General features: G+C 60.9%; 24 protein-coding genes. 13 read left to right on the top strand and 11 right to left on the bottom strand.

Annotated elements, in window-relative coordinates; genetic code table 11:
* Positions 1 to 73: 73 nt before the first annotated feature.
* Genes ACFRFQ_RS13920 through ACFRFQ_RS13895 form a run of 6 tightly spaced genes read left to right on the top strand, consistent with a single transcriptional unit; the run spans position 74 to position 6020 of the window.
* Positions 74 to 1207: a VOC family protein gene (locus ACFRFQ_RS13920; protein WP_378658306.1), complete on the top strand. Its 1134-nt coding sequence runs from the start codon at positions 74 to 76 to the stop codon at positions 1205 to 1207.
* The gene (locus ACFRFQ_RS13915; RefSeq protein WP_378658303.1) at positions 1204 to 2145 is read left to right on the top strand and encodes a fumarylacetoacetate hydrolase family protein; all 942 of its coding nucleotides are present in this window, start codon (positions 1204 to 1206) and stop codon (positions 2143 to 2145) included. The genes ACFRFQ_RS13920 and ACFRFQ_RS13915 overlap by 4 nt, the downstream gene beginning before the upstream one ends.
* Positions 2142 to 4028, top strand: a complete 1887-nt coding sequence (locus ACFRFQ_RS13910) for an acyl-CoA synthetase (protein ID WP_378658300.1) — start codon at positions 2142 to 2144, stop codon at positions 4026 to 4028. Before ACFRFQ_RS13915 ends, ACFRFQ_RS13910 begins: the two co-directional genes overlap by 4 nt.
* Positions 4025 to 4180, top strand: coding sequence for a hypothetical protein (locus ACFRFQ_RS13905; protein ID WP_378658297.1), 156 nt, complete (start codon positions 4025 to 4027; stop codon positions 4178 to 4180). The genes ACFRFQ_RS13910 and ACFRFQ_RS13905 overlap by 4 nt, the downstream gene beginning before the upstream one ends.
* Positions 4181 to 4182: 2 nt before the next feature.
* The gene (locus tag ACFRFQ_RS13900) at positions 4183 to 5733 is read left to right on the top strand and encodes a bifunctional 3-(3-hydroxy-phenyl)propionate/3-hydroxycinnamic acid hydroxylase (protein WP_378658294.1); all 1551 of its coding nucleotides are present in this window, start codon (positions 4183 to 4185) and stop codon (positions 5731 to 5733) included.
* A 29-nt stretch (positions 5734 to 5762) separates the two neighbouring features.
* On the top strand, positions 5763 to 6020 hold the full coding sequence (locus tag ACFRFQ_RS13895) for a hypothetical protein (protein ID WP_378658292.1): 258 nt from the start codon (positions 5763 to 5765) through the stop codon (positions 6018 to 6020).
* Positions 6021 to 6468: 448 nt separating this feature from the next.
* Here ACFRFQ_RS13895 and ACFRFQ_RS13890 read toward each other — a convergent pair whose 3' ends face one another.
* The 4 genes from ACFRFQ_RS13890 to ACFRFQ_RS13875 form a co-directional block, all read right to left on the bottom strand.
* Entirely contained in the window at positions 6469 to 6888 is a 420-nt protein-coding gene (locus ACFRFQ_RS13890; RefSeq protein ID WP_378658289.1) for a hypothetical protein, read from the bottom strand.
* Positions 6885 to 7358: a hypothetical protein gene (locus ACFRFQ_RS13885; protein ID WP_378658286.1), complete on the bottom strand. Its 474-nt coding sequence runs from the start codon at positions 7356 to 7358 to the stop codon at positions 6885 to 6887. Before ACFRFQ_RS13885 ends, ACFRFQ_RS13890 begins: the two co-directional genes overlap by 4 nt.
* Before the next feature lie 89 nt (positions 7359 to 7447).
* The gene (locus ACFRFQ_RS13880) at positions 7448 to 9175 is read right to left on the bottom strand and encodes an alpha/beta hydrolase (RefSeq protein WP_378658283.1); all 1728 of its coding nucleotides are present in this window, start codon (positions 9173 to 9175) and stop codon (positions 7448 to 7450) included.
* The gene (locus tag ACFRFQ_RS13875) at positions 9176 to 9481 is read right to left on the bottom strand and encodes a type VII secretion target (protein WP_378658280.1); all 306 of its coding nucleotides are present in this window, start codon (positions 9479 to 9481) and stop codon (positions 9176 to 9178) included.
* 310 nt (positions 9482 to 9791) lie between these two features.
* On the opposite strand from ACFRFQ_RS13875, the gene ACFRFQ_RS13870 reads away from it, so the two are divergent.
* Together ACFRFQ_RS13870 and ACFRFQ_RS13865 are read left to right on the top strand one after the other, a co-directional pair.
* Entirely contained in the window at positions 9792 to 9926 is a 135-nt protein-coding gene (locus ACFRFQ_RS13870) for a VOC family protein (protein ID WP_378658277.1), read from the top strand.
* Positions 9927 to 10358: 432 nt separating this feature from the next.
* The gene (locus ACFRFQ_RS13865) at positions 10359 to 10568 is read left to right on the top strand and encodes a pentapeptide repeat-containing protein (protein ID WP_378658583.1); all 210 of its coding nucleotides are present in this window, start codon (positions 10359 to 10361) and stop codon (positions 10566 to 10568) included.
* 78 nt (positions 10569 to 10646) lie between these two features.
* Here ACFRFQ_RS13865 and ACFRFQ_RS13860 read toward each other — a convergent pair whose 3' ends face one another.
* Both ACFRFQ_RS13860 and ACFRFQ_RS13855 read right to left on the bottom strand, forming a co-directional pair.
* The gene (locus ACFRFQ_RS13860; protein ID WP_378658275.1) at positions 10647 to 11228 is read right to left on the bottom strand and encodes a hypothetical protein; all 582 of its coding nucleotides are present in this window, start codon (positions 11226 to 11228) and stop codon (positions 10647 to 10649) included.
* Between the two features lie 284 nt (positions 11229 to 11512).
* Complete coding sequence (locus tag ACFRFQ_RS13855) at positions 11513 to 12457, bottom strand: esterase/lipase family protein (RefSeq protein WP_378658272.1); 945 nt, start codon at positions 12455 to 12457, stop codon at positions 11513 to 11515.
* A 696-nt stretch (positions 12458 to 13153) separates the two neighbouring features.
* Between ACFRFQ_RS13855 and ACFRFQ_RS13850 the strand changes: the two genes are divergently transcribed.
* Positions 13154 to 13411 (top strand): hypothetical protein, encoded by a 258-nt coding sequence (locus ACFRFQ_RS13850; protein WP_378658268.1) that lies wholly within the window; start codon positions 13154 to 13156, stop codon positions 13409 to 13411.
* A 157-nt stretch (positions 13412 to 13568) separates the two neighbouring features.
* On the opposite strand, the gene ACFRFQ_RS13845 is transcribed toward ACFRFQ_RS13850, so the two are convergent.
* The 3 genes from ACFRFQ_RS13845 to ACFRFQ_RS13835 form a co-directional block, all read right to left on the bottom strand.
* Positions 13569 to 13943, bottom strand: coding sequence for a nuclear transport factor 2 family protein (locus tag ACFRFQ_RS13845; RefSeq protein ID WP_378658266.1), 375 nt, complete (start codon positions 13941 to 13943; stop codon positions 13569 to 13571).
* A gap of 431 nt (positions 13944 to 14374) precedes the next feature.
* A complete protein-coding gene (locus ACFRFQ_RS13840) occupies positions 14375 to 14719 on the bottom strand; it encodes a TetR/AcrR family transcriptional regulator C-terminal domain-containing protein (protein ID WP_378658264.1) in 345 nt (114 codons plus the stop codon).
* 148 nt (positions 14720 to 14867) lie between these two features.
* On the bottom strand, positions 14868 to 15446 hold the full coding sequence (locus ACFRFQ_RS13835) for a TetR/AcrR family transcriptional regulator (RefSeq protein WP_378658261.1): 579 nt from the start codon (positions 15444 to 15446) through the stop codon (positions 14868 to 14870).
* 75 nt (positions 15447 to 15521) lie between these two features.
* Between ACFRFQ_RS13835 and ACFRFQ_RS13830 the strand changes: the two genes are divergently transcribed.
* The 3 genes from ACFRFQ_RS13830 to ACFRFQ_RS13820 are packed head-to-tail and all read left to right on the top strand — an operon-like array spanning position 15522 to position 16967.
* Positions 15522 to 16352: an alpha/beta fold hydrolase gene (locus ACFRFQ_RS13830; RefSeq protein ID WP_378658259.1), complete on the top strand. Its 831-nt coding sequence runs from the start codon at positions 15522 to 15524 to the stop codon at positions 16350 to 16352.
* Entirely contained in the window at positions 16330 to 16542 is a 213-nt protein-coding gene (locus ACFRFQ_RS13825) for a malate:quinone oxidoreductase (protein WP_378658257.1), read from the top strand. Before ACFRFQ_RS13830 ends, ACFRFQ_RS13825 begins: the two co-directional genes overlap by 23 nt.
* Positions 16539 to 16967, top strand: a complete 429-nt coding sequence (locus ACFRFQ_RS13820) for a malate:quinone oxidoreductase (protein WP_378658254.1) — start codon at positions 16539 to 16541, stop codon at positions 16965 to 16967. The genes ACFRFQ_RS13825 and ACFRFQ_RS13820 overlap by 4 nt, the downstream gene beginning before the upstream one ends.
* Before the next feature lie 171 nt (positions 16968 to 17138).
* Here ACFRFQ_RS13820 and ACFRFQ_RS13815 read toward each other — a convergent pair whose 3' ends face one another.
* The gene (locus ACFRFQ_RS13815) at positions 17139 to 18827 is read right to left on the bottom strand and encodes an amidohydrolase (protein WP_378658251.1); all 1689 of its coding nucleotides are present in this window, start codon (positions 18825 to 18827) and stop codon (positions 17139 to 17141) included.
* 102 nt (positions 18828 to 18929) lie between these two features.
* Complete coding sequence (locus ACFRFQ_RS13810) at positions 18930 to 20474, bottom strand: acyl-CoA synthetase (RefSeq protein ID WP_378658580.1); 1545 nt, start codon at positions 20472 to 20474, stop codon at positions 18930 to 18932.
* A 503-nt stretch (positions 20475 to 20977) separates the two neighbouring features.
* Here ACFRFQ_RS13810 and ACFRFQ_RS13805 point away from each other — a divergent pair.
* Positions 20978 to 21613 carry a TetR/AcrR family transcriptional regulator gene (locus ACFRFQ_RS13805; protein ID WP_378658248.1) on the top strand — a complete coding sequence of 212 codons (636 nt, stop codon included), beginning with the start codon at positions 20978 to 20980 and terminating at the stop codon, positions 21611 to 21613.
* The last annotated feature ends 532 nt before the right edge of the window (positions 21614 to 22145 follow it).

Genomic DNA, 22145 nt, shown 5'->3' with positions numbered 1-22145 from the left:
GATTTCGTCAAAACCCTTGACTGACGGTTTGTTCGTAAGTGACGATATCGTCATAAAGTGAGGAGCAGCACACATGCATGTCTGGCCCGGTACACATACCGACTTACACAGTGATCAACCTGCCCTCCGGGGCGAACACCCTGGACGTGCGTCAAATCCGGTCATCAAGGTCCGCGATCTGGCTTGGCTGGAATTCGAGAAACCGGACCTCGCCGCGGCAGAGGCATTCGCCACGGTCTTCGGTTTCTCGACCACCCTCCGCACGCAACGCGAGTTGTACCTGCGCGGCGCCGATGCCGGGGCGCCGTGCGTAGTCATCAGAAGAGGGGAGCGATCATCCTTTGTCGGCGCCGCGTTTGCGGCTGCGGATACCGCAGACGTTCTGCGCCTTGCGGAGTCGACGGGTCACACGGTCCGTCCGCTCTCCGATGCCGTGGGTGGCATTGCGGTTGACCTCACCGATCCGAGCGGAACGCCGGTGCAGGTGGTTTCAGGCATGCATGCTCTTTCGGAACTTCAAGTGCAGCAACCACACTCGTTCAACTTCGGGCACCGGGTAGCTCGCACGAACAGCACTCAACGACCGCCCCGGGAACCGGCGCGTGTCCAGCGTCTCGGTCACGTCGTCCTGCAAAGCACCAGATACCTCGAGACCCTGAACTGGTACCTCCGGCACCTGGGTCTAATTGTCAGCGACTTTCTGTACTACCCCGGTCAACGCGAACGCGGGCCGGTCATGAGCTTCATCCGTTGCGACAGGGGGTCCGAACCCTCCGACCACCACACCCTCGCGCTGACACTCGGCCCTTCCAACCGGTACGTCCATTCCGCCTACCAAGTCAGCGACCTCGATGCCATAGCGGCAGGTGGCGAACATCTTCTCGCTCACGGATACCGTCGATCCTGGGGTATCGGCCGACACATCCAGGGAAGCCAGATTTTCGACTACTGGCGTGACCCCGACGGTTTCCTCGTCGAGCACTTCAGCGACGGCGATCTGTTCGACTGCACACTCGAACCTGGATGGGCACCGATGAGCGCTTCAGGGCTCGTCCAGTGGGGCCCTCCGGCAACAAAGGACTTCCTCGGCCTCGCCCCCGGACGTGACGCCTTATACGAACTCCGTGCGATGGTCTCCGCTCTCCGCGGGGACAACGAATTCGATACCCAACGCCTTCGTGGCCTACTGAAAGTTGCATCCTCATGAGCATTTCCGTCCTTCGCACCACTGACAGCTGGTGGGTGCAAACATCGGCCGGTGCCGCCAGAGTCGACACTGCGGCCACCACCACTGCCGAACTTCTCCGTGACCGCGCGGCGATCGACGCCGCCATGACCGTCGGCGAGGTTGTCCCCGTCGAAACCCTCGACTTGATCTCCCCCGTCACCGCTCCCTGCCGAGTGGTAGCCCAGATGACCAATTACGCTTCCCACGTGAAGGACTCGGGAATGAATCCCGAGACGGTGCCACTGACGTTCTTCCGGAAAGCCTCCGGGTCCATCAACGGACCGTTCGACGACGTGGTCAAGCCCGAGCACGTGAGACTACTCGACTACGAAATCGAAATCGGCCTCGTGCTCGGTCGGCCGGTCCCGGTGGGGACAGCCATCACCGATGACAACGTCGCCAATTTCGTCGCCGGACTGGTCATCACAAACGACGTCTCCGCGCGTGACGTCCAATTGCCGAAAACTCAGTTCTACGAAGCGAAGTCCTATCCCACGTTCACCCCTGTCGGCCCCGCACTTGTGGTGCTCGACGAGGGAGACTTCTCGCGCTTCACCGACTTGCGCCTGGTCTTACGGGTCAACGGGCAGGTTCGCCAAGATATGACGATCGGAACGGACATGATCTACCGTCCCGTGCAGGCACTGCAGACACTGACGAAGTTCCAGCGACTCGATGCCGGCGACCTCATTCTGACCGGCACACCCGGTGGCACTGCTCTGGCCGCCCCGCCCAAGCCCATCGAGATCATCGGCTCTCTCCTACCGCCTGCACTGAAGTGGAAGAGCTTCTTCAAGGCCCAGGCGAAGAACCCCAAATACTTGAAGGACGGCGACATTCTCGAATTGTCCGCGGCAACCGAGGACGGGAAACTCGACCTCGGGATTCAGCGCACACGAGTGAGGTACACCCGATGACCCACTCTTCACTGTGGCCGACTTACAGCCATCCCGATGATCTCACCGACATCGAAACGATTCCGATCGAGGACCGCCGGCTTCCTCAGTCCACCTATCAACTACTCGCCCGCGCAGCCGACCTGTGGCCCGAACGCCCAGCGTTGCTATGCCTGCCCGATGCGACGCGATGGAGAGAAAGTTCCTCCTGCACCAATGCCGAGTTGCTCGCTGATGTTCACCGAACGGCAAACTTACTGCATTACAATGGCATTCGACGTATCGATGCCGTGGCACTGTTATCCACCAACTGTGCCGAACTGGTCGCGGCCACGTTGTCCGCTCAGCTGGCAGGGGTGGCCGCACCCATCAACCCAGGCCTGTCCCCCAGCCACATTCGCGAGCTGCTCCGACGCTCCGCCGCACGCACCTTGATTGCCGCCGGCCCCGAACTCGATCCGCGTGCCTGGGCAACAGCGTGTGACATTGCCGAATCCGGAGCCGTCGATACGTTGTTCGTTCTGCGCCCTACGGGTGTGACCGACTCGCCGGATCTGGGGACAATCGACGGAGTCCGAGTTGCCTATCTGACCGACGCCGCAGTCGGATTCGACGACGCCGGATTTACCGGCACCGCCCCTGGCCGAGACGACCTTGCTGCGCTGTTCCATACCGGAGGTACCACGGGCACACCAAAACTCGCCGCGCATACCCACTTCAACGAAGTCTCCAACGCATGGATGATGGCGGCCAACTCCATGCTCGACGAGGACTCCCGAATCTTCGCCGCGCTGCCCCTCTTTCATGTCAATGCCCTTGTCGTGACGGTTCTTGCACCACTTCTGCGCGGGCAAACTGTGGTGTGGGCAGGTCCCCTCGGTTACCGCGATCCGGCACTGTACGGACAATTTTGGAAGATCGTCGAGAACTACCGGATCACCACGATGAGCGCGGTACCGACGGTGTACGCGGTACTCGCCCACTGCCCGGTCGACGCCGACATCTCCAGTCTGCGCATGTGTATGGTCGGCGCATCGACGCTGCCCGCCGCGACGCGATCCGCATTCGAATCGCACACCGGTGTCCCACTGATCGAAGGCTACGGGCTCACCGAGGCGACCTGCGCCAGTGCTCGTAGCTTCTTTGACTCTCCTCGCCCGGGTGCAGTCGGGCAGCGTATGCCCTACCAGCGCATCAAAGCGGTGCGCATCGATGCGGGCGGCGCCTGGACTGATCTTCCTGCCGGCGAGACCGGCAACATTGCAATCAGCGGACCAACGGTGTTCGCCGGCTACGTAATCGACCGAGGGCCCGACGGATATGTACTTGACGGGCTGGGCGCCCTTGTCGACGGCTGGCTCGACACCGGTGATCTCGGACAGGTCGATCGCGACGGTTTCGTGTATCTGACTGGTCGCGCAAAAGATGTGATCATTCGAGGTGGGCACAACATCGACCCGGCCGTGATCGAGGACGCGCTCCTCGCGCATCCCGACGTGACAGGCGCGGCAGCAGTGGCGTGCCCGGATATCCACTCCGGCGAAGTCCCGGTCGCGTACGTCACGCTTACATCGGATAGCACAGTGACCGAACAATCTCTCCTCGACTGGTCGGCCGGAAAGGTAATCGAAGCAGCTGCGGCACCGAAGTCGGTCACCGTCGTCGACGCACTTCCGGTAACCGACGTCGGCAAGCCGTACAAACTCGCCTTGCGTGCCGATGCCACGGGCCAAGTGGCCGCTCGTGTACTCGACCATGTCGCGGGCGTCGTAGATGTTGCCGGTCTGGTCGAGGACGGCGACGTGATTGTCGCCGTCACCCTGGAATCCGACGGCGATGCTGCCGGAGTGAAATCGGTGCTCGACGGATACCCGCTGGCGTGGCGTGTCGAGGAGCACCCGTGAACGGTCCGGCTTCCACAGTCTCCACGACCGTGCCCGCCCTGATCGCAGTGGTGCTCGCCTTCGCCGGTTTCGCCAAACTCGCAGCGGCACAGCCGATACGGGACTGCGCCATGCACGTGGGTGCGCTGCCCGCCATCGAGGTGCCCTCGTGATCATGACGCACTATCCGATTGTCATCGTCGGCGCCGGCCCAGCAGGGATGACCGCGGGAACTCTGTTGGCCCACTACGGTATCGACTGCCTGGTGCTCGATCGGTGGGAGGGCATCTACCCACAACCGCGCGCAGTACATCTCGATGACGAGGTGTACCGGATCGTGGCCCGACTCGGTCTGGCCGACGAATTCGCCCGAATATCGCGGCCCGCTTTCGGTCTACGACTACTCGACCGCGACCTGACCACACTGGCCGAGTTCCGGCGCGAGACCGCGCACAGTCCGCATGGCTTCCCCCAGGCAAACATGTTCGACCAACCCGAGTTCGAGCAAATTCTCCGGACAAGCCTCGCGCGGCACGACCCCGTCACGGTCACGGGCGGCAAGGAAGTGACCAGCGTCGTGCACACCCGCGTCGGTGCTCGCGTCGACTACGCCGACCGCTCCACCGGTGCACGAGGATTCGTCCATGCCGACTATGTCCTCGGATGTGACGGTGCGAACAGCGTCGTCCGTTCCTCCATCGGCTCACGGATGGACGACCTGGGATTCGAGCAACGCTGGCTGGTCGTCGACATTGCCACTGACAAGGATCTGGGCCATTGGGAAGGAGTGCACCAGGTCTGCGACCCGACACGCGCTGCGACATACATGAGAATCGGAGACAACCGCTACCGATGGGAATTTCGACTACAGCCGGGCGAAGGTGCGGACAACTACACCACTCTCGACAGCCTGCGTCCACTGATCGAGCCGTGGACCGGCAACGTCGACGGCAACGAACTCGAACTGGTTCGTATTGCTGACTACACCTTCCGCGCACAGGTCGCCGACCGGTGGCGAGATCGACGAGTGTTCCTCCTCGGCGATTCAGCCCACCTGACTCCGCCGTTCATCGGCCAGGGCATGGGTGCAGGACTCCGTGACGCAGCGAACCTGGCCTGGAAACTGGCCGGCGTCCTGCACGGCACACTATCCACTTCGAGCCTGGACACCTACCAACAGGAACGAAAACCTCACGCCATGTCGATGATTCGACTAGCAATGGCAGTCGGTTGGGCGATGACCGAAGGTGGCGAACTCGGCAATGTGGTGCGTCGGCATGTCTCCCCGCTGGCCGGGAAACTCCCTGCGCTGAGCGCGAAGATCACCGAAGGTGTCACCCCGGCATTGCGGACGTCAGAGTTCGTCCGCCGAAGCAAATTTCGCGGAGGTCTGGCTGGAACCCTGTGCCCGAATCCGATTCTCGACGGCAGCCTGCGCTTGGACAACGTAATCCCGGATCGCTTTGTTGTCGTGACGTCGATCGAGCCCACTGAAGGCCAGCGCTACGAAATCGAACGCCGCGGAGCCGTTCTCCTGCACACATCGTCCGGCTCGGACCTCGGTCGGTGGCTCTCACACGGCAACGCCACTGCCGCAATTATCCGCCCCGATCGCACCGTCATGCAGACTGCCCGTTCGCTGGCGAGTCTGCACACAACGCTTCCGACGTTCCTACCGGAAATCGATACCGGGCAACGATCGGATCCCCCGCACCTCATTCGCTAAGGACCGCAGGACCTCCAGGAGACACAAAGGTGAAGAATTCGACATCAGCAGCTCGAGCATGGCGTTACACCGTCATCGGACTCAGTGCAGCGCTATCGGTTTCACTGATCCAGACCACCGCGGCAGCGGCGGACCCACTTTCCACGGTCACGATCTATGTCGACGCCACCCAGCCTGGGCGCGCCATCCCCCGCGATTTCCTCGGCCTGTCCTTCGAAGCCGATCTGCTGCACCAACACTGGACGGACCCTGACGCGGGAAAATCGACAAAGAAGTCACCCCGATGATTTGACGCGGCTCGGTGCGCTCACCGAAACCCCTCCTCTCCAGCCTCATAACACGCTGGATAAACGGGCAGCCAACAACGAAATTCGAATGCAGTACGCATACCGTCCCGGCTTAGCCACGTTGCCAGGATAGTCGAGCCATTCTACCGCGCAGTGCTTTTCGTATTCCGACAAGAACTACCGGGTCGGCTACTCGCTCCGGTGCTGCGCCGCAGCCTGCCGGGAAATATCGCGTCCGAAGTCTAGAATGCCAAGAGCCTATATCACGTCCTATAGCCGAAATGCCTTTGCTTACAACGATTTATGACGTCGATCGACTACAGGTTTGCGCTGGACTACCGATCCACAGATACTTCGAAACGAACTGCGCAATTCGACAACGATCTCACCGTTGCACAATGGTATGGACGAGTCAGTCCCAGTTGGCGTAGCTGCACCGCTGCGGTGGTCAGCGTCGACCAAGTGGATCTCGATAGAACGATTCTTCGGCGGCGATGCCCGGAGTCTCTTTGGGTGCCGGAAACTCGGAATGCGATGGATCGGCTCTTCGCTCGCCGGCGAGCTCGGTCATGATCTGAACTACGCGGGGATCGTTCAACAGCGTTTCGCGAATGATGTCTGCCGTCGCCCTCGCCGAAATGCATGCATCATGTTGTGCTGCAACGATTGCACGCGCGAGAGCCGATGCGGTGAGTTGCCGCGTCGCGACCTCAGTGACACGAAGTTCGGTGATTGTCCCGAGTGCATCGACTTCGACTTCGATGTTGTCGTTGGCAGCGCTGCCCCGGCCCCGCACCGTCGTGACCTCGTCTTCGATGCGCCGTGCGGTGACGGTGAGTTCTTCTGTGATCGCCTCGCGGGTTGTCATGGCCGTTCGATCGTTTCGGGTGCGTCCGGGCGGTCATTGATATCTGGGCGAGGAAAGCATGGGGATGAACCGACGAGGCTGACCGTCGAGCCGCCGTCCTCGAGGATCATGCGGTACCCCGTTGGTGAGATCACCTCGGTGTTGGTACTTGATGCGGTGGTGAATGTTCTTGTTGCCCAGTTTCGTTGCTTCCAAGCGGAATTGATGAGGTCGGCGAATGTTTCGACCTCCTGGCCTTGCGCTGCCCGGAGGTAGTAGCGCACGTTGTAGTCCACGGAGGTGTTTTCCGACAGGTTACTGTCGTCGCAGGGAACGGTGGCTCCGGCACTTTGCATGCGGGTGGGGTCGACGGCGCTGCGACGTGTCAGATAGCTGCCAGCGGGAAGCGGTTCGAGGCTGTTGGTGAGGTTGTCGATGACTTGCGCCTGCGCAGCGGATCGGGTCAGGGTCGGATCGAAGTCAGCGCTCACCGAAGTCTCCTTTGAATTGCATGCGGTCGACAGGGCGACGACCGCGAGGACTGCGATCATCACCGAACACGGCTTACTCGAGGTTGTGGTCATGGCGCTCCCAGTCCTGCGATCACGCGTGCCATCCCGGTCAACGCACTGTTGCCGGAGTTCCAATACTCGCTGTGTGCAGCGGGATTCGGCATCGGGCCGAATCCCGGTACGTCGTAGTACGTTCCGGGGGCACTTTCAACGACGGTAGCCCCGAACGGTGCGTAGCCCAGAATCTCGCGCGCGGGGTTGGGGCCGTGGACACCGGCGACGTCGCCGATCATGGGTACCGGATCGAATGCCGCGGCGGTGGCATAGACGTGGCCACCCATTTCCGCGGTGCCGATGCCGTCGAGGTGCAATCCACTGACGTGGTTAACGTCCACTCCGGGACTGCCAACGAAGAACAGGTCGTCGGCAGCCAACGAGTGTGCATCGCTGGCGGCGTTGCCGATGACTGTACTTCCGTAACTGTGGCCGATGATCGTGTTGTGCGACGGGGCGCCGTCATGCGCGGCCCGCAATCCATCCTGGAACCGATCGAGCTGAGCGGTGCCTGCCTCGGCGAACTTGTCCAGACCGGCATCGGGAATCGTTTGAGGCGCGTCGTACCCGTACCACGCCACCACTGAAACAGATCCAGGTAGACCGGCGTCATCGAGTTCGTGAGTGGCTGCGTCGAGCATCCATTGAGATCGGTCGAGGTCACCGCCGATCGTCCCCAGATGGCTTCCGGTACCGGGGACGAAAGTGGCGACGTGTGTAGCAGTGTCCGGGTTCTCGAGAGCGACTGCAGCACGCCCCTGCTCGTCGACGCCGAGAAGGTAGCGCGGCGTGCCATCGGCGTTGACGTGTTCGGTCAATGTCCGGTACCCGTCGGCGGTACGCTGGGCATCGGTGCGGTCGCTGACCCACTGGTCGTAGTCTTTGCGTGCCTGCTGGTCGTGATCGGACACAACTCCTGAGTCCGGCGGAATGTTCCTGCCGTCCGCCCAGTCCGGGTGCGCGTCGTGCAAGGCGACGACATCGGCGGCGGCTCGGGCGCCGAGTGCATCGAGGTAGGCCCGGTTGAGGTTGTCTTTGTCGACTGCCGGCATCCCGTCGCGGTTCCCGATGCTCGGGTCGTAGGCGGCAAGTGCGTCTTTGTCGGTGGGGGAGAGTGATTCCCAGAAGTCGTTGAACGCGCGCGGATCCTCGGGGACGAAGGCATGACCGTCGAGAATTGCCGTGACGGAATCATCAAGCCTGGTGCCGCTGGGCGATTGGTTCAGATCGCCGAGATCGGTTGCGGCTTTGTTCAGCGCTGTTGCGGCGCTCCGGTCCACTTCGTCCGCGGTGTTCAGCGCAGGAATCAGCCGGGCTTCGATTTGTTTGGCTTGATCGTTCATTTGGGCTTGGAAGAACAGATCTGCCAGAGCCTCGCCGCTGCCGAAAGTCGGAGCTGTGACGTGACCGGAATCGGAGACGCGCATCCCGCGCGCGAGTGCGTCGTCGACGATTCCGAGGACCGTCGAACGTGCCGCTCCGAGTGCGGCCGCGGCTTCGGCGAGCGCATCACTTTCGGCGAAAACTGCTGTGAAAATATGGTTTCCGGTTAAGCAGTCTGCAAGAGCCCGCGCCGACGCAGCTGCGGCACCGTCACCCTCCCAATGTTGCAGGGTGTTGTCGACATCTGTATTCATCGACTCCAGGGACTGACGGAAGGTGCGGTTATTGGTCGAGATGGTCGCTGCGGCCGATTCGAGTGCAGTCGGATTCCATTGCCGTACTTGAGATATCGTCGCCATCTAGAGCCCGTTCTGGTAACGGCTCAGTTGACTACGGAACAATTGCTCAGTCTCTTCGTATGATGTGGCGCTTGATTCGGCCGCAGCTGCCATGTCCCGAATTTTCGCGGCAATTGTTGTGTATGCGGCCTCTGCAGGCGCAGCGGCAGCCGCGACGGCTGATCCTGTAGCCGAGTCCGGCATGCCGGATGCAGCTTCAGAAAACGGAGTCGCAACAGTGATTACTGCGATCTCCTCAGCACGGCCGCGAAGCGTGCCTGCCAACAAACGCAACGCTTCCGCATCGGCGCGCAGAGTTTTCCCCATTACGTCCCCCCGACGTCTGTTTGTATCGGACCGAATAATAGCAACACCGAGAGCTACTTCCCGCCCTCTCGCCCAAATCGGCCGTGAATTCACAGCAGAGTTGGTTGCCGGACGACGGCATATCGGACCTGGTGAGCGCCGCCTGGTCAGCGGAATGAAACTGTTGAACCATCGATCCTTCCGGCACTCGGTTGTCTTGGGCATTAACATCGACAGATGCCACAGACCCCGACCGCTTGGCTACATTCCGGAAGATAGTCGCTGGATAGGTCGATGAAGCACTACCGCAGCATTTTCCGACCCGCGAGGAGTGGCTGGTCACTATCGACGACGAAGACGACGGGCCGAGCGGCTACTACGTGCGGGCGCATCCGAATTGCGAAGATTCGAAGGCCACCATGTGATCATGGCCGATCCCGAGGTCAACGAATTCTGCGTAGCGTGATTCGCCCACCCGCCTGAGATCGCAGCTGGATTGTGCCGACCTCCGCCGACACGCACAGTAGATTTTCGACTGGAAGACGAGGATCGAACCAACCTGAGATTCTCACGAGAAGACATGGCAGTCCGGATGTTTACCGGAATAGGGCGGAGCCTTCTCGAGCGCGCGACCTTTCCCGAGGACGGTGCGGTCGGTCGTACGGTCGCGTGCCCATCTATGTGCCCGTAGGATTCCATTCCGTACGAAACGTGGGATGATCAGCACTGGGCAGCCACTCAAGATATTGAAGGCGATGGCCGGTACAGCCCCGAGGTGGAACTCCAATTCTGTTCCAGCTAACTTGATTCCGCACTCGACGTAGTCTTCGTCGGCCAGAAGAGAATCCTTCGCAACTGCCGGCATGATCGACGCACCACGGGTATCGAATAGGTTCCGATCGATTACAGTTCGGCTGCGATTTCGTCCGTCGAGGAAAGTAGGGCAACCACGGGTACGGCATACCCATCGGGCGAATTCCTTCGCGGTGGTGCTGATTTCGTAGGTGCAAATCTCAGTGACTCAAACCTGTCCGGGGCGTATTTCTCCGGGGCCGACCTGACCGGCACCGTCAAACGAATGATTTCCTCATCAACCAGCACCCTCTGAGCGGTTCACTTTCCGAGGAAGGCTTGAAGTACACATCATGTTGCAGTGCAGCAGGATTCGCTTACCCAAAAGGATAAGTCAAGAGTTGTCGACGGCAACAATCGACCGTGCCCACGCATACCAAGCCACTCCGGAGAATGCGGCGACCATGACGAGGTCGGCGACGAACGCAACGGGCGCCTCGCGCGTAACTCGAGCGATCGGGAACGCGGCCGCGGCGACGAGCACCAAGACGCTGCAGATCGGGGGAACCACGCGTGCACGCCACTGCATCGCTCCGAACACCACCAGCGCGAAGGGGAACGTCGGCCCGGCCAGCAGGAACATGATTGTGCCGGCTGTCGGGTAGCCGTCGAACGCCGCAAGAGCCGAACTGTCGTCGACGCCGAACACGCTCTCGAAGAACCCCTGCAGCCCGAACGCGACCGTCCCGAACATGCCGATCAACACAAGTAGGAACCACAGCCCGGACACGACGGGGAAGTGGGCACGAAGCTTCTCGTACTCTCCGAGGAGCCCGAACACCCACGGCACGGTCGATACAGCGATAAGCATGCCACCGACCACTCCGTAATGCCCATCATTCCAGAACAGCGGGGACAGCGCGAAGATCGCCGGACCCACAACCAGTGCCAGAGTTTGCATCCGCGCAATGAGCATGGACTTCACGATAGCCCCGTTCCGGGAATAAGACTCGGCATCAAGCGATCGCGTCGGCGCCCGACATAGGAGTGCAGGAAATGTCGGCAGCGGCACGCTCGAACAACGCCCCCCGGCTACGTTTGTGACATTTCCGATCCATGCGAAGCCTGAGCACCCGGTCGGCAATGCCGCCTCTACGCCTGCGCAATCGAACGTCACCCACCCCGCCCATCTTCGACAGTCACTACCCCACAAGTTCCGCAGATAGAACCGGAATCGCTGATAGTGGAGTGTGTTTCGGTTCAGCCGATCATCGGCGGCACGAAGACACAGGGCACACTCTCCGCGTTCGCCGGGTCCAGCGCGTTGAGCACGAATTGCTGGCCGCGCACGTTGGCCCCAACGGACGCGTGCCCGGAGAAATCCTGATCGCAGCTGTCCTGCACCACGATGTTCGTCGCGTTCGGCGCCTCGATGTAGCCGGCCGTGTACGGCATCACCATGTCGTCGTAGCGGGTCATGATGTTGGTGTACTTCACGCCTGGCGCGTATGGGCCGCCCTCCGTGATTTCATTCATGAAGTCCGAGCCCTTCGCCATCTGCAGCAGTGCCGGGGCCACAGGATCCCAGAACTCCAGCATCTGGTCCTTGGTGCCGAGCTGGGTCGCGAGATCGAGCGCTATACCCGCCCCGTGAGCTTCGTTGCCCTTCCATACCGGCGTCAACGCGATGAACTTGTCGACGACCTCCGCACCACCGAGGAGTTTGACGTAGTAGCCGCCCACCAGGGTGCCCTCCGAGTGCGCGACCATATCGACTTTGTCCGTCTTGGTGGCCGCGAGCACCTTGTCTACGAACGCCCCGACCTGCGCAGCGCTGTCATACATTGATGCGAGGCCGCCAACGGAGTCCAGCGGCCAATTGGTTGCGGTGGGAAGTATCCCGAAGGTAGGTGCGAACAGGCAGTAGCCTTCGCTCTTGAGCGTCGGTGCCATCGCGTTCCAGTTGATCTGCGCATTGGCAGCAGTTCCGTGGACGAGCACGACGGGCAGCGAATGCTCCGGTGTCGGTTCACAGTCCCAGTCATTTACCCCGGGCAGGGTGCCACCATGATTTGCGGCCTCGGCTGCGTAGCCCGCGAAGAACCCGCCGGGCACGGCCGTCGGCTCCGCGTTGGCCGAACCCACCCCCATCGCCAACACAAGTCCGGCGATGACGATCGGCACTGTCGACCACAATCTGCGCATCAGGACACCTGACCGTCCATGGAAAACTGATACAACGACGTGTTGCACCCTACGCCCGAGGGTCCGCGAGTGGGCTGCTTTCACCTGCGCTACTACATTTCTACCAAGTGGATCCTTCGACAATCCTGCGGCCAGGAGGCTCATCCGTCCCCGGAAATTCACGAAAACTTGAAGGCCGTCATAAGGGGACTGCCAAATTGATTGAGAGTCTTGATGATTCATTCTTGATATCCTGGCCCGACGCTCGCCACCGGGGGGGGGTTGCGTGCCACAGAGACGATCTACCACTGAGTCGACGCCGACGCACCTCTGACCGTTCAACTCGAGGCGACCGACATCGAACACACCACATGCCTTTCCAGCCACCCGGGACGTGATATCGACTTTGCGGTGCGAGATGCATCAAATGCGCGGATAGCTGGTGCGAATTCAAGCGCCACGATCGGGGTGTAGGTCTGCGAGTATCTGGCCCACCAGAGAGAAATCGTTTGCACCGTCCGGAGCGATGTAGGAGTGCGTCCGGGAACTCGCGACGGTGACGGGTGGTGGGCTCTTGATTAGGTCAACGACGTCAAGCCTCTGCCCGTGCCTGCCACGAGGCCGCGGTGTCCTGGTTCTCGACGGCCGTGGTCGTCTCGTCGATCGCCGGCGAATGAGTTCCCTATCGGATTCGGAAGCCAGCGCAGACGAGCGCCCATGGGCGGCGTCGATGTGTTCACGGGCGGCTTCGAAGGATCCCAGCCGGCGATAGCTATCGGCGCCGAGGTTGAGGTGAAGCGAGGGATAGAAGCCGGCGATGCGCAGGCTGGCGTGATGTTCTTGGACGCGCCGCTCGGTGACGGCGTCGGTGACGGCGAGTGCGCGCACATCCCGGGCCAGTGCCTACGCCGGATCAGCGCAGAGTTCAGCGAAGTAGTACGCGAGTGTGCAGCGGTGAAAGGGATCCCCCGTTGACTCCGATCACCTTCCACAAGTCCAGGAGCCGGCCGCAGGCACTGACCATATTTCCGCTGCGCCCCTCGGTGATGGCCTTGCCGATCACGTCCATCACCGCGTCCGTACTGGTGGTTTCTGGGGAAAGCGCACCCCGCCGCCGTCCAACAGACGTGGTCTAGCGGTCGGCGTCCGGAACGGAGGTCTGCTGGTAGAGCGTGAGTCGCCACTGTCCGTCGCGACGGGTGTAGACGCTGGACATCAGGGCGTGGAACGCCGGCGCGCCCTCGCCGCGGGAGGCCCGGCCGGTGTAGACCAGGATCGCAGTGTCCTCACCGACCTCGATGAGGCGGTCGCCGCTGATCTCGTAGTTCCGCCACGGCGGGGCGTCGTCGAGCGAGGCGATCACCGCGTCGCGATCCAGTACGAAGCCGTGCGAGAGAATCATGACCGCATCCGCTGTCATGAGCCGGCCGTAGAATTCAGCCCCCGTTCCCTGGCACAACGATGCCCATCCTGCATGTTCCAGCCTCAGAATCTCTGCGCCGTCCATACGTCGACCCTAGCCCGCCCGGTGGATTACGCGGCGATTCTTCGGTCAGTGGTCCGGCCTCGCGTGATCTGCTGACTGGAATTCCCCAAGACAGGTTCCTTCGTTCGCCGCGTGCATCGAGAACTCCTCCGAGGGCGTTTCTGTTGGTACAGGGACGCAGCATTTATGTGGCCGGATTCTGCGCCGCCCGGTACTCCGCTGCTGTAGATTCCCGATCTACTTGTCCGATCGGCCTGCGATTTCCGAGGCTTTCCGCGACAGTTGTCACTGAATTTCCGGGCGAAGATGGCCACTGCCGCAGCCCTGACCGAAAACGGCGCCACGTGGTCACAGGCGCGCCAATCCCGAACTCCCGTAAGCGCTTTCTATAACAGCGAGTGCCCAAAGTGTGATGCAAGGGCAGACACTCGGTGTCGTCGTCTCTTTCAGAGTCACCCGCGCGGCGAGTAACCATGCAGGAAGACGTCCACGCCGGCAGTGACCGCTTCCCGCACTTCACGATCATCGAGCGGAACAGCACCGAACTCGGATCGATCCTCGACCTCAGATCCCACCAGTTGAATGAAATGACGCGCGGCACGACGCCCGTCCCGTGTGCGTAATTGACCGTCCCGAGCGAGTCGTTCGAATGCTTCCGCGAGTGCGCGGTGCGCTCGACGCGGGCCGGCTTCCTGCCAGGCATCGAGAGCAGCCCGTACCGAGCACCCATACGCGGCCTGACATGCAGGCAATGAGACCGCACGAGTTCGGACCAGCGAAACCTGCGATACGAGCAACTCTCGACACGACGCGCAGGGCACGCGTCGATAGACCTGGATCGATTTCCCCAGCGTTAGAGGCGTCGGATGTGATCCGGATCAGTAGCTCAACCCCCAAGCAGGCTCAGCCGCAGACGTTCGACGCAGTGGGGCAACCAAGCGCTGATCAACTCACTTGAAGGGCCGCGCGCGTGCGATCTTGCACCGCCAAACCCGCGGCGACCATTGGTTCTGTCGAGCGCAGGCTACGGCACAACACGAAGGCACCCTCGAGACTCGTCAGGCAACTCAGGGCCAGACCCCGGCACACGTCATTCGGCAAGCCCGTGCCGGTAAACCACTGCGTCAGCGCATCTATCCAGCCGGAAAACACAGTTGCCGTTGCGATACGCAATCGTTCGTTCGTGCTGGCCACCTCGAGTGCAATGGTCTCGATCGAGCACGCCTCGGTGTAGTCGAGCTCCTCCAACAGCGCTGCCGCCGAGGCGAAGATGTCAGAAATCCCATCGGCGATATCGGTGATGACAGCGAGTTGCTGGCCCACGAGCAGGCCGTAACGCACTCCCTCGGCGTAGATGACCTCTTCACTGATCTGATCCTTGCCGCCGGGAAAGTGATGATAGATCGACCCGAACGGAGCGTTGGCCGCAGCCGCGATCTGCTTGAGTCCGGTCGCGGCCATGCCTTGGCGCCGGTACAACTCGGCGGTCGCGTCGAGGATGCGTGCCCGAGTGTCGCTGGCCATCGGTGCCTCCCTTGTGTTCGTTGACCACCCAGCGTAGCTTCCAATAATTAGAACGATCTACCTAGTGGAGGATCCATGCCGCATGTTGACCTGCCGGCCGGACCGATCGACTACACCGACACCGGCGGCGACGGCCCAGTACTCGTGTTCGGACATGGTCTGCTCATGAACGAGACTCTGTGGCGCAAAGTGATCCCGCTACTCGAGGGGTATCGCTGCATCGCGCCCACGCTACCGTTGGGCTCGCACCGCAGCCCAATGAAAGCAGACGCCGACCTTACCCAGCGAGGCGTCGCGAGGATCTTCGCCGATTTCCTCGAAGCGCTCGACCTCAGCAACGTCACCTTGGTACTCAACGACTGGGGCGGTGGGCAATTCATGGTGTCCGACGATCGAGCCGATCGGGTCGGACGTCTGGTACTCGCGTCATGCGAGGCGTTCGACAACTTCCCACCACGGCCCGCCCGGCCAGCAGTGACACTGTGCCGAATCCCAGGCGGCACAACGCTGTTTCTGCGACTGCTGGCCACGAGCTTCGTCCGACACAACAAGCAGGCGTGGGGCGGTCTCAGTAAGTCCGGAATCTCCGACGAGGTACTCGACGACTGGTTCGCCCCGGCGACGCACAGCGCGGAGATCCGTCGCGATCTACGAAAATTTTGCACCGGCACCCCTCCGCGAAAAACATTACTGCAGTGGGCTTCTCGGCTATCGGCGTTCGATCGTCCCGTGCTCGTCATATGGGCAACCGAGGACCGAATGATGCCACTGACGCACGCACGGCGCCTCGCGGAACTTTTCCCGAACGCACGTCAGGTGCACATCGATGACTCGTGGACCCTGATCCCGGAGGACCAGCCCGAAAAGTTCGGCGCGGCGCTGCGTGAATTCGTCCCTCCCGCGTAGCTGCGCTGATCAACCACAGACGGGTCAGTCGTTGACCGGGGCGCCGCCGATGTCGATGCCGCATCTCAACACCCGCGTCGTCGACGGCAGTCGGCCGATTCTGTTAGGCCCCTATGCCGAGTCGAGTCCGAAGTTCCTCAAAAAACGGATCGGTCTTGGCCCTCCCCGGATCTATCCGAGCGCAACGTGAAACCGTTAATCGCGATGGCCAAGGACAACCTCGCACTCGTCAGGTTGCTCGTCACCGAACTCACGGCGAGTAGGTCGAAGAAGCTCAAGGCACTACGAGAATTCGTTCCGCCGGCAAACCCGCCGGCAAACCCGCCGGACTGGTCGATGATCACAGCCGGTCAACGCACGCAGATCGTCAAGAAAGACCCCGCAAGAGGTAGAGTGCCGCAATTCGACACCGAAGTCGTTGCAGCCCAATACGGTACATTCGCTGCGGTACTCGGCACGCCACCAGGCGCTTCCACGGCGGTACCGATCATGCTCGAACTCCTCGACCGGTACTTCCCCGACCGTCGCGAGCAATGGGCACCCGCGCCGCTGGAGACGATCCCCACCCTCGGTACCAGCCTTTCCGACGACCCGGCACTCGCCAAACAACCATGACGACGACTGCCCGAAACTTGCGCCTGTCAGCATCGACTTCATCTGACAGCACCTCGTGAGCGTCACCGGCATGCTCGGGTAGTGATTACATCACTCGATCTATTAAACGTCCGAAAGAGTTTGGAAAACAACATCTCTGGGGATTGCGGTAATCGCCAGCGCAGCCGCAACTCATGCTGATGCCTCCGAATGTGGATCGAACTCCGAAGAGTGGACAACCCGCCCACCGACCACGGTGGCGAGTACGGAAATGGATTTGATGGCAGTGGGATCGACGGTCAGTGGATCATCATCGAGGATCACGAAATCGGCGAAGAGCCCTGGGGCGATACGGCCTTTCACCGCTGTCTCGCCGCTCAATCGAGCCGCCGAGGATGTGTACCCGGACAATGCAACCCACGGTTCGACGCGTTCGGTCGGCCCGAGGACGCGGCCACTGCGGGTGAGGCGATTGACGGCGGTGTCGATGGTGAAGAGCGGGTCAACGGGTGTGACGGGGCTGTCGCAATGCAGAGCGAAGGGAACCGCGGCCCGATTGATCGACGCGACTGGACTGATCCGGCTGCCGCGCTCATGGCCGAGGTAGCGATCGTGGTGTCGATCTCCCCAGTAGTAGACGTGATTGACGAAGACGGAGACCGCAACCCCCAGCCTGGCGATGCGGTGGATTTGATCCTCGCGGAGGGTTTGGACGTGTTCGAGGCGGTGGACGAGGGTTCGAGAAGTCTCTGGACCTGTTGTGGCGGCATTGTCGATTGCGTCGAGGGCTCGATCGATGGCCAGATCGCCATTGGTGTGTATCGCAACCTGCCGACCCCGCGAATGATGATGCGCGACCATCTCGTTCAGGTTCGCCTCGGGGATCGCCATGCCGCCGCAGGTGCAGTCTTCGAGATCGGAATAGGGTTCGGTGAGTGCGCCGGTGTGCAACTGGATCGAGCCGTCCGAGATGATCTTCACGCCCCCTACTGTCAGCATGTCGTCATCGGGTACGTCGAACAGGTCGGCATTTTCTTCACTCGCCTCGGCCGATGTTGCGGCTCCGAAACCTACGTACAGCCGCGCCCGGGCTGTCAACTCGTTCGCCGCGAGTAAGCGGCGATAAGAGTTCACCATGACCGGTGCGACGAACATGTCGTGGAAGCTGGTCACCCCCACTGCTGACATCGCTTCCAACGCGCGCCGCAGTGCGTCGTCGAGTAAAGCAACGGACGGCATTGTCTGGTCCGGGCGGACCACGAGATTCATCGCGGGGATTTCTCGAAACTCGCCGGTGGGGTTGCCGTCGGCGTCCCGCACGATCACGCCACCCACGGGATCGGGGGTGGTTTTGTCGATGGACTGCTCGTGCAAAACGAAAGAGTTGACGTATACGCCGTGCCCGGACAGATGCCGCACGATGACTGGTCGTTCGATACTGACTTGATCGAGATCTGCGGTGGTGAGTCCGCGGTCCTCCGCTACCAGGCTGTCGTCGAAACCTGCGGCGATCACGGCGGTGTCCATATCGGTGTTGTCTGCGCGCTCGCGGAGCGCAGACAGCAGGATGTCGATGCTCGGACTTGTCCTGATGCCGGCGTCGACGACTGCCATATCGGTTCCGAGCATGTGGGGGTGCAGATGGGTTTCGATGAATCCCGGTAGTACCGTCCGTCTACACAGATCGACGATCTCGGTGTCGGGGCCGAGGTATTGACGCACGTCGTCATCGCTGCCAACCGCCACGAAAACACCGTCGGTGACGGCAAATGCGGTGGGAACCGGATCGCTACGGGCGTCGTCGGCCATCGTTCGCACTGTCCCGTTGATGTACATCCGTTTCGCCGCCGTTGGCGTCACGCGCGAGAGGTGTTGTTGCATGGTTGTTCTCCAAAGTTGTTCGACTGACCGTGCAGTCTCAGGACCTGGTGGCGTAAGCGATGTGTAGTTAGCTTCCGGGGTGAAGGTGCTACCACGGTGTCGTCATCTTCGTGCTGCGAGACATGCCGCGCGGAGGTCGTTCTTCTTGACCTTCCCAGATTCCAATCGAGGTAACGCGCGTGCGAATTCGATGGAGCGGGGCACTTTGTACCCGGCAAGTCGCTCGCGCACGTACGTCCTCAGTTCAGCGGCGAGGCTGGCATCTCCGTCGGAGAAAGAGTGTGGTTCGACCACGGCGTGCACGCACTCGCCCATCTCGGGATCCGGTAGTCCGAAGACTGCAACGTCCGCCACCTGCGGATGCGAAGTGAGGCATGCTTCGATTTCCGCGGGATAAATGTTAACTCCGCCGGAGATTATCATGAAGGCTTTCCGGTCCGTCAGATAGAGATATCCATCGGTGTCCATGTATCCGACATCGCCGATGGTGGACCACCCGAACCGGTGCGGGTGCTGAGAGTCCATCGTTTTCTCAGCGTCGTTGTGGTATTCGAACGGCATCGTGTCACGTTCGAAATACACAGTTCCGATTTCTCCCGCGGCAAGGGGCTCGCCGAGGTCGTCGCAGACATGCGGTATGCCGAGGACTGCGCGCCCAACTGATCCGGGACGTTCGAGCCATTCCGGTGACGTGATGAAGGTTATTCCCATACCTTCCGTGCCCGAATACAGCTCGGACACAATCGGACCCAACCAATCGATCATGTCTTTCTTGACCGACGGAGGGCACGGGGCAGCGGCATGCAAAACCGAGCGCAGACTCGAAAGATCGAATGCGGCCCGCTCAGATTCGGGCAGTTGCAACAATCGCACAAACATGGTCGGTACCACCTGTGTATGGGTCACCGAATGACGTTCGATCGACCTCAGAAATTCGCGTGCGTCGAATCTGTCCATCAACACGACTGTGGCGCCGAGTGCCTGTGCACCGGCGGACCATTGCAACGCCGCCGAATGGTACATCGGTGCTGGAACCAGATACACCGACGATTCGTCGATGCCCAACAATTCACTGGCAAAGTACCCGGTTCCCATTCCCCTGGGATCGTCGATTTCGAGCCCCGTCAGAGCGCGGCGGATTCCTTTGGGGGTGCCGGTGGTTCCGGAAGAGTAGAGCATGACGTCGCCGCGGGGTTGGTGCTCGAGGGGCGTGATGGGCAGATTCTCCACTGCAGTTTCGTACGATTCGAATCCGTCGACAACGCCGTCCATCATGAAACGCAGCGGCGTCCCGACCAGTCGGGAGACAGCATCGGCCGCGTATTCGGCCAACAAATGGGTGGTCACCAGACACCGTGCCGCACAGTCGTTGACCACGTAGGCGATCTCCTCTGCTGACGAGTGCCTGTTGACACACGTCAGATACAGCCCCGATCGCATTGCGGCCCAATACACCTCGAAATATCGAGTGTGATTCTCGGCAAGGATGGCCACGTGATCACCTGGCCGGATCCCCAAGGACCACCACAGTTGGGCGAGCTGGTTAGAACGATCTTCCAACTCCCGGTACGTCACCACGCCACCACTGGCACTGCAGATCACTGCGGGACGGTCGGGGGCTGAGGATGCATACGTGCCGGGATACATTGTCGTCTCTCTCAATTGGTGTCGATCAACGTGAGTCGATCAAGATGTGGTTGGAAGCTGTTTGCAGCCAGGAATCTCACATGGGGAACGTCACCGAAGTGAGTGGATTGTTCTGACGGAGTTCAGTTCAATCTAAGGGAAATTCCTTATTTGCGCAATGGTCGACGCGCTCCTGACGCGCGACAGATTCAACTCGCCACTTGCGTGCAAGATCGTCCGCCCGAGCTCCAGGAAAAGCTGCTGGGCAATGCAATTAGGGTAAGGTCGGGAAATCGGCACGGTGCCCGTAGTGGAGCTTTTCCGCTGGCGTTCCCTTGATCCGAGAGGGTAGAGCACTGCGCTCGCTGCGGCGATTCTCTTTTCGCATGCAACGGCGAACGTTACGATCCCGGAGTCCTCTGGCGTCGAGTGTCGATGACGTTCGCAGTGATGTCGGTAAGATCGAGGTGATTGGCGTTGTGTTCCCCGAGGGCTGGGACAGGCGCGACACGAAAGGTGTGGATGTGCAGTCAGAGGTCCCGGAGAAGACAGCAGTGCTCGATCCCTCGTCGTTGCCGAAGGGGCAGCAACAACGACGTCAACGTGTGGTGGACGCCGCGTGGGAATTGTTGTTGTCCAACGAATTCGACAGTATTCAAATTCGCGATGTAGCTGAGCGTTCGGGTGTCTCGCTGGGCACGGTATATCGATACTTCACCTCCAAGGAGCATCTTTACGCGGCTGTGATGGCCGACTGGTCGGCGTCGGACCCGATCAAGAAGTCCGGAAAACTGGATGTGAGTCTCCCCCCGGATGAACGGATTCGAAGCCGACTTCACTACTCGGTCAATCGACTTCACGAGTTTCCGACCTTTTTGAGGTTGCAAAGCGTATTGCGGCAGTCGGCAGATCCAATTGTGCTTGGACTCTTTCTCGGGTTTTCCGATCAGGCCGTTCGCTCGTATCAGGAGGTATTGTTCGACCTCGACCCCGACGATACTGCTGACATCATCAGGATCACGACATCAATGCTGACGCACGAGATGGAGTTGTTCGGGTTGGGGCGACGGGACATTGGTGAGGTGCACCGGCTGGTCGATCGCTTGGTAGACATGATCTTTTCGTCCGAATCAGTTACCTCATCCGAGTCGCCGAGTTGAAACCTGAACATCTGATAGATCTCATCTGAGTCCGTCGTGGCCGCAGGCGAAAGGCTTGCGAACATTTTTCGAGCCGGGCCAGAATCGATATCCTCGGTCCGAGGTCTCCCAAATCGGCTGTGCAGAAACATCTTACGAATTCGAGCGATCAGGATGAAGTGGGAAGGTCGACACAGATGTCGAATCACGTAGAGAAATCCGTCGAATCGGCCCCCTACGTGATCTCCGAGAACGACGGGAGGCGTACTCACTGACCCCCTGCGGTGACCGCTACGCCGCCAGCGTATTGGCCGACGTGCAGTGCAACGACGCATCGCAACTCGTCGGACACGTTCGCGGTAGCGGACTAGATCGCGCCCGTTTGACTGAACGTATCCGCCAGCAGGGAGGTATATGCCTGGCGAGCAGGGATTTTCGGCGACCTTCTTCGTGAGTATCCGACATGCTTCCTCAATGGATGAGCGGAGTCCGGACCAGGGGTGGGGATACTAGGTGTTCGGCCACTGGGTGTGGTGCACGGTTTGCCATATTC

The sequence above is a fragment of the Rhodococcus sp. NPDC056743 genome (assembly GCF_042790355.1).
In the GTDB taxonomy this organism is placed as follows: domain Bacteria; phylum Actinomycetota; class Actinomycetes; order Mycobacteriales; family Mycobacteriaceae; genus Rhodococcus_F.
This window is presented reverse-complemented; position numbering and strand designations above follow the sequence as displayed.

What these genes read in the sequence shown, in the direction of transcription:
- ACFRFQ_RS13920 (WP_378658306.1), top strand. Translation starts at nt 74, where the DNA reads ATGCATGTCTGGCCCGGTACACATACCGACTTACACAGTGATCAACCT.
- ACFRFQ_RS13915 (WP_378658303.1), top strand. Translation starts at nt 1,204, where the DNA reads ATGAGCATTTCCGTCCTTCGCACCACTGACAGCTGGTGGGTGCAAACA.
- ACFRFQ_RS13910 (WP_378658300.1), top strand. Translation starts at nt 2,142, where the DNA reads ATGACCCACTCTTCACTGTGGCCGACTTACAGCCATCCCGATGATCTC.
- ACFRFQ_RS13900 (WP_378658294.1), top strand. Translation starts at nt 4,183, where the DNA reads ATGACGCACTATCCGATTGTCATCGTCGGCGCCGGCCCAGCAGGGATG.
- ACFRFQ_RS13890 (WP_378658289.1), bottom strand. Translation starts at nt 6,888, where the DNA reads ATGACAACCCGCGAGGCGATCACAGAAGAACTCACCGTCACCGCACGG.
- ACFRFQ_RS13880 (WP_378658283.1), bottom strand. Translation starts at nt 9,175, where the DNA reads ATGGCGACGATATCTCAAGTACGGCAATGGAATCCGACTGCACTCGAA.
- ACFRFQ_RS13875 (WP_378658280.1), bottom strand. Translation starts at nt 9,481, where the DNA reads ATGGGGAAAACTCTGCGCGCCGATGCGGAAGCGTTGCGTTTGTTGGCA.
- ACFRFQ_RS13860 (WP_378658275.1), bottom strand. Translation starts at nt 11,228, where the DNA reads ATGCTCATTGCGCGGATGCAAACTCTGGCACTGGTTGTGGGTCCGGCG.
- ACFRFQ_RS13855 (WP_378658272.1), bottom strand. Translation starts at nt 12,457, where the DNA reads ATGCGCAGATTGTGGTCGACAGTGCCGATCGTCATCGCCGGACTTGTG.
- ACFRFQ_RS13850 (WP_378658268.1), top strand. Translation starts at nt 13,154, where the DNA reads ATGGGCGGCGTCGATGTGTTCACGGGCGGCTTCGAAGGATCCCAGCCG.
- ACFRFQ_RS13845 (WP_378658266.1), bottom strand. Translation starts at nt 13,943, where the DNA reads ATGGACGGCGCAGAGATTCTGAGGCTGGAACATGCAGGATGGGCATCG.
- ACFRFQ_RS13835 (WP_378658261.1), bottom strand. Translation starts at nt 15,446, where the DNA reads ATGGCCAGCGACACTCGGGCACGCATCCTCGACGCGACCGCCGAGTTG.
- ACFRFQ_RS13830 (WP_378658259.1), top strand. Translation starts at nt 15,522, where the DNA reads ATGCCGCATGTTGACCTGCCGGCCGGACCGATCGACTACACCGACACC.
- ACFRFQ_RS13815 (WP_378658251.1), bottom strand. Translation starts at nt 18,827, where the DNA reads ATGCAACAACACCTCTCGCGCGTGACGCCAACGGCGGCGAAACGGATG.
- ACFRFQ_RS13810 (WP_378658580.1), bottom strand. Translation starts at nt 20,474, where the DNA reads ATGTATCCCGGCACGTATGCATCCTCAGCCCCCGACCGTCCCGCAGTG.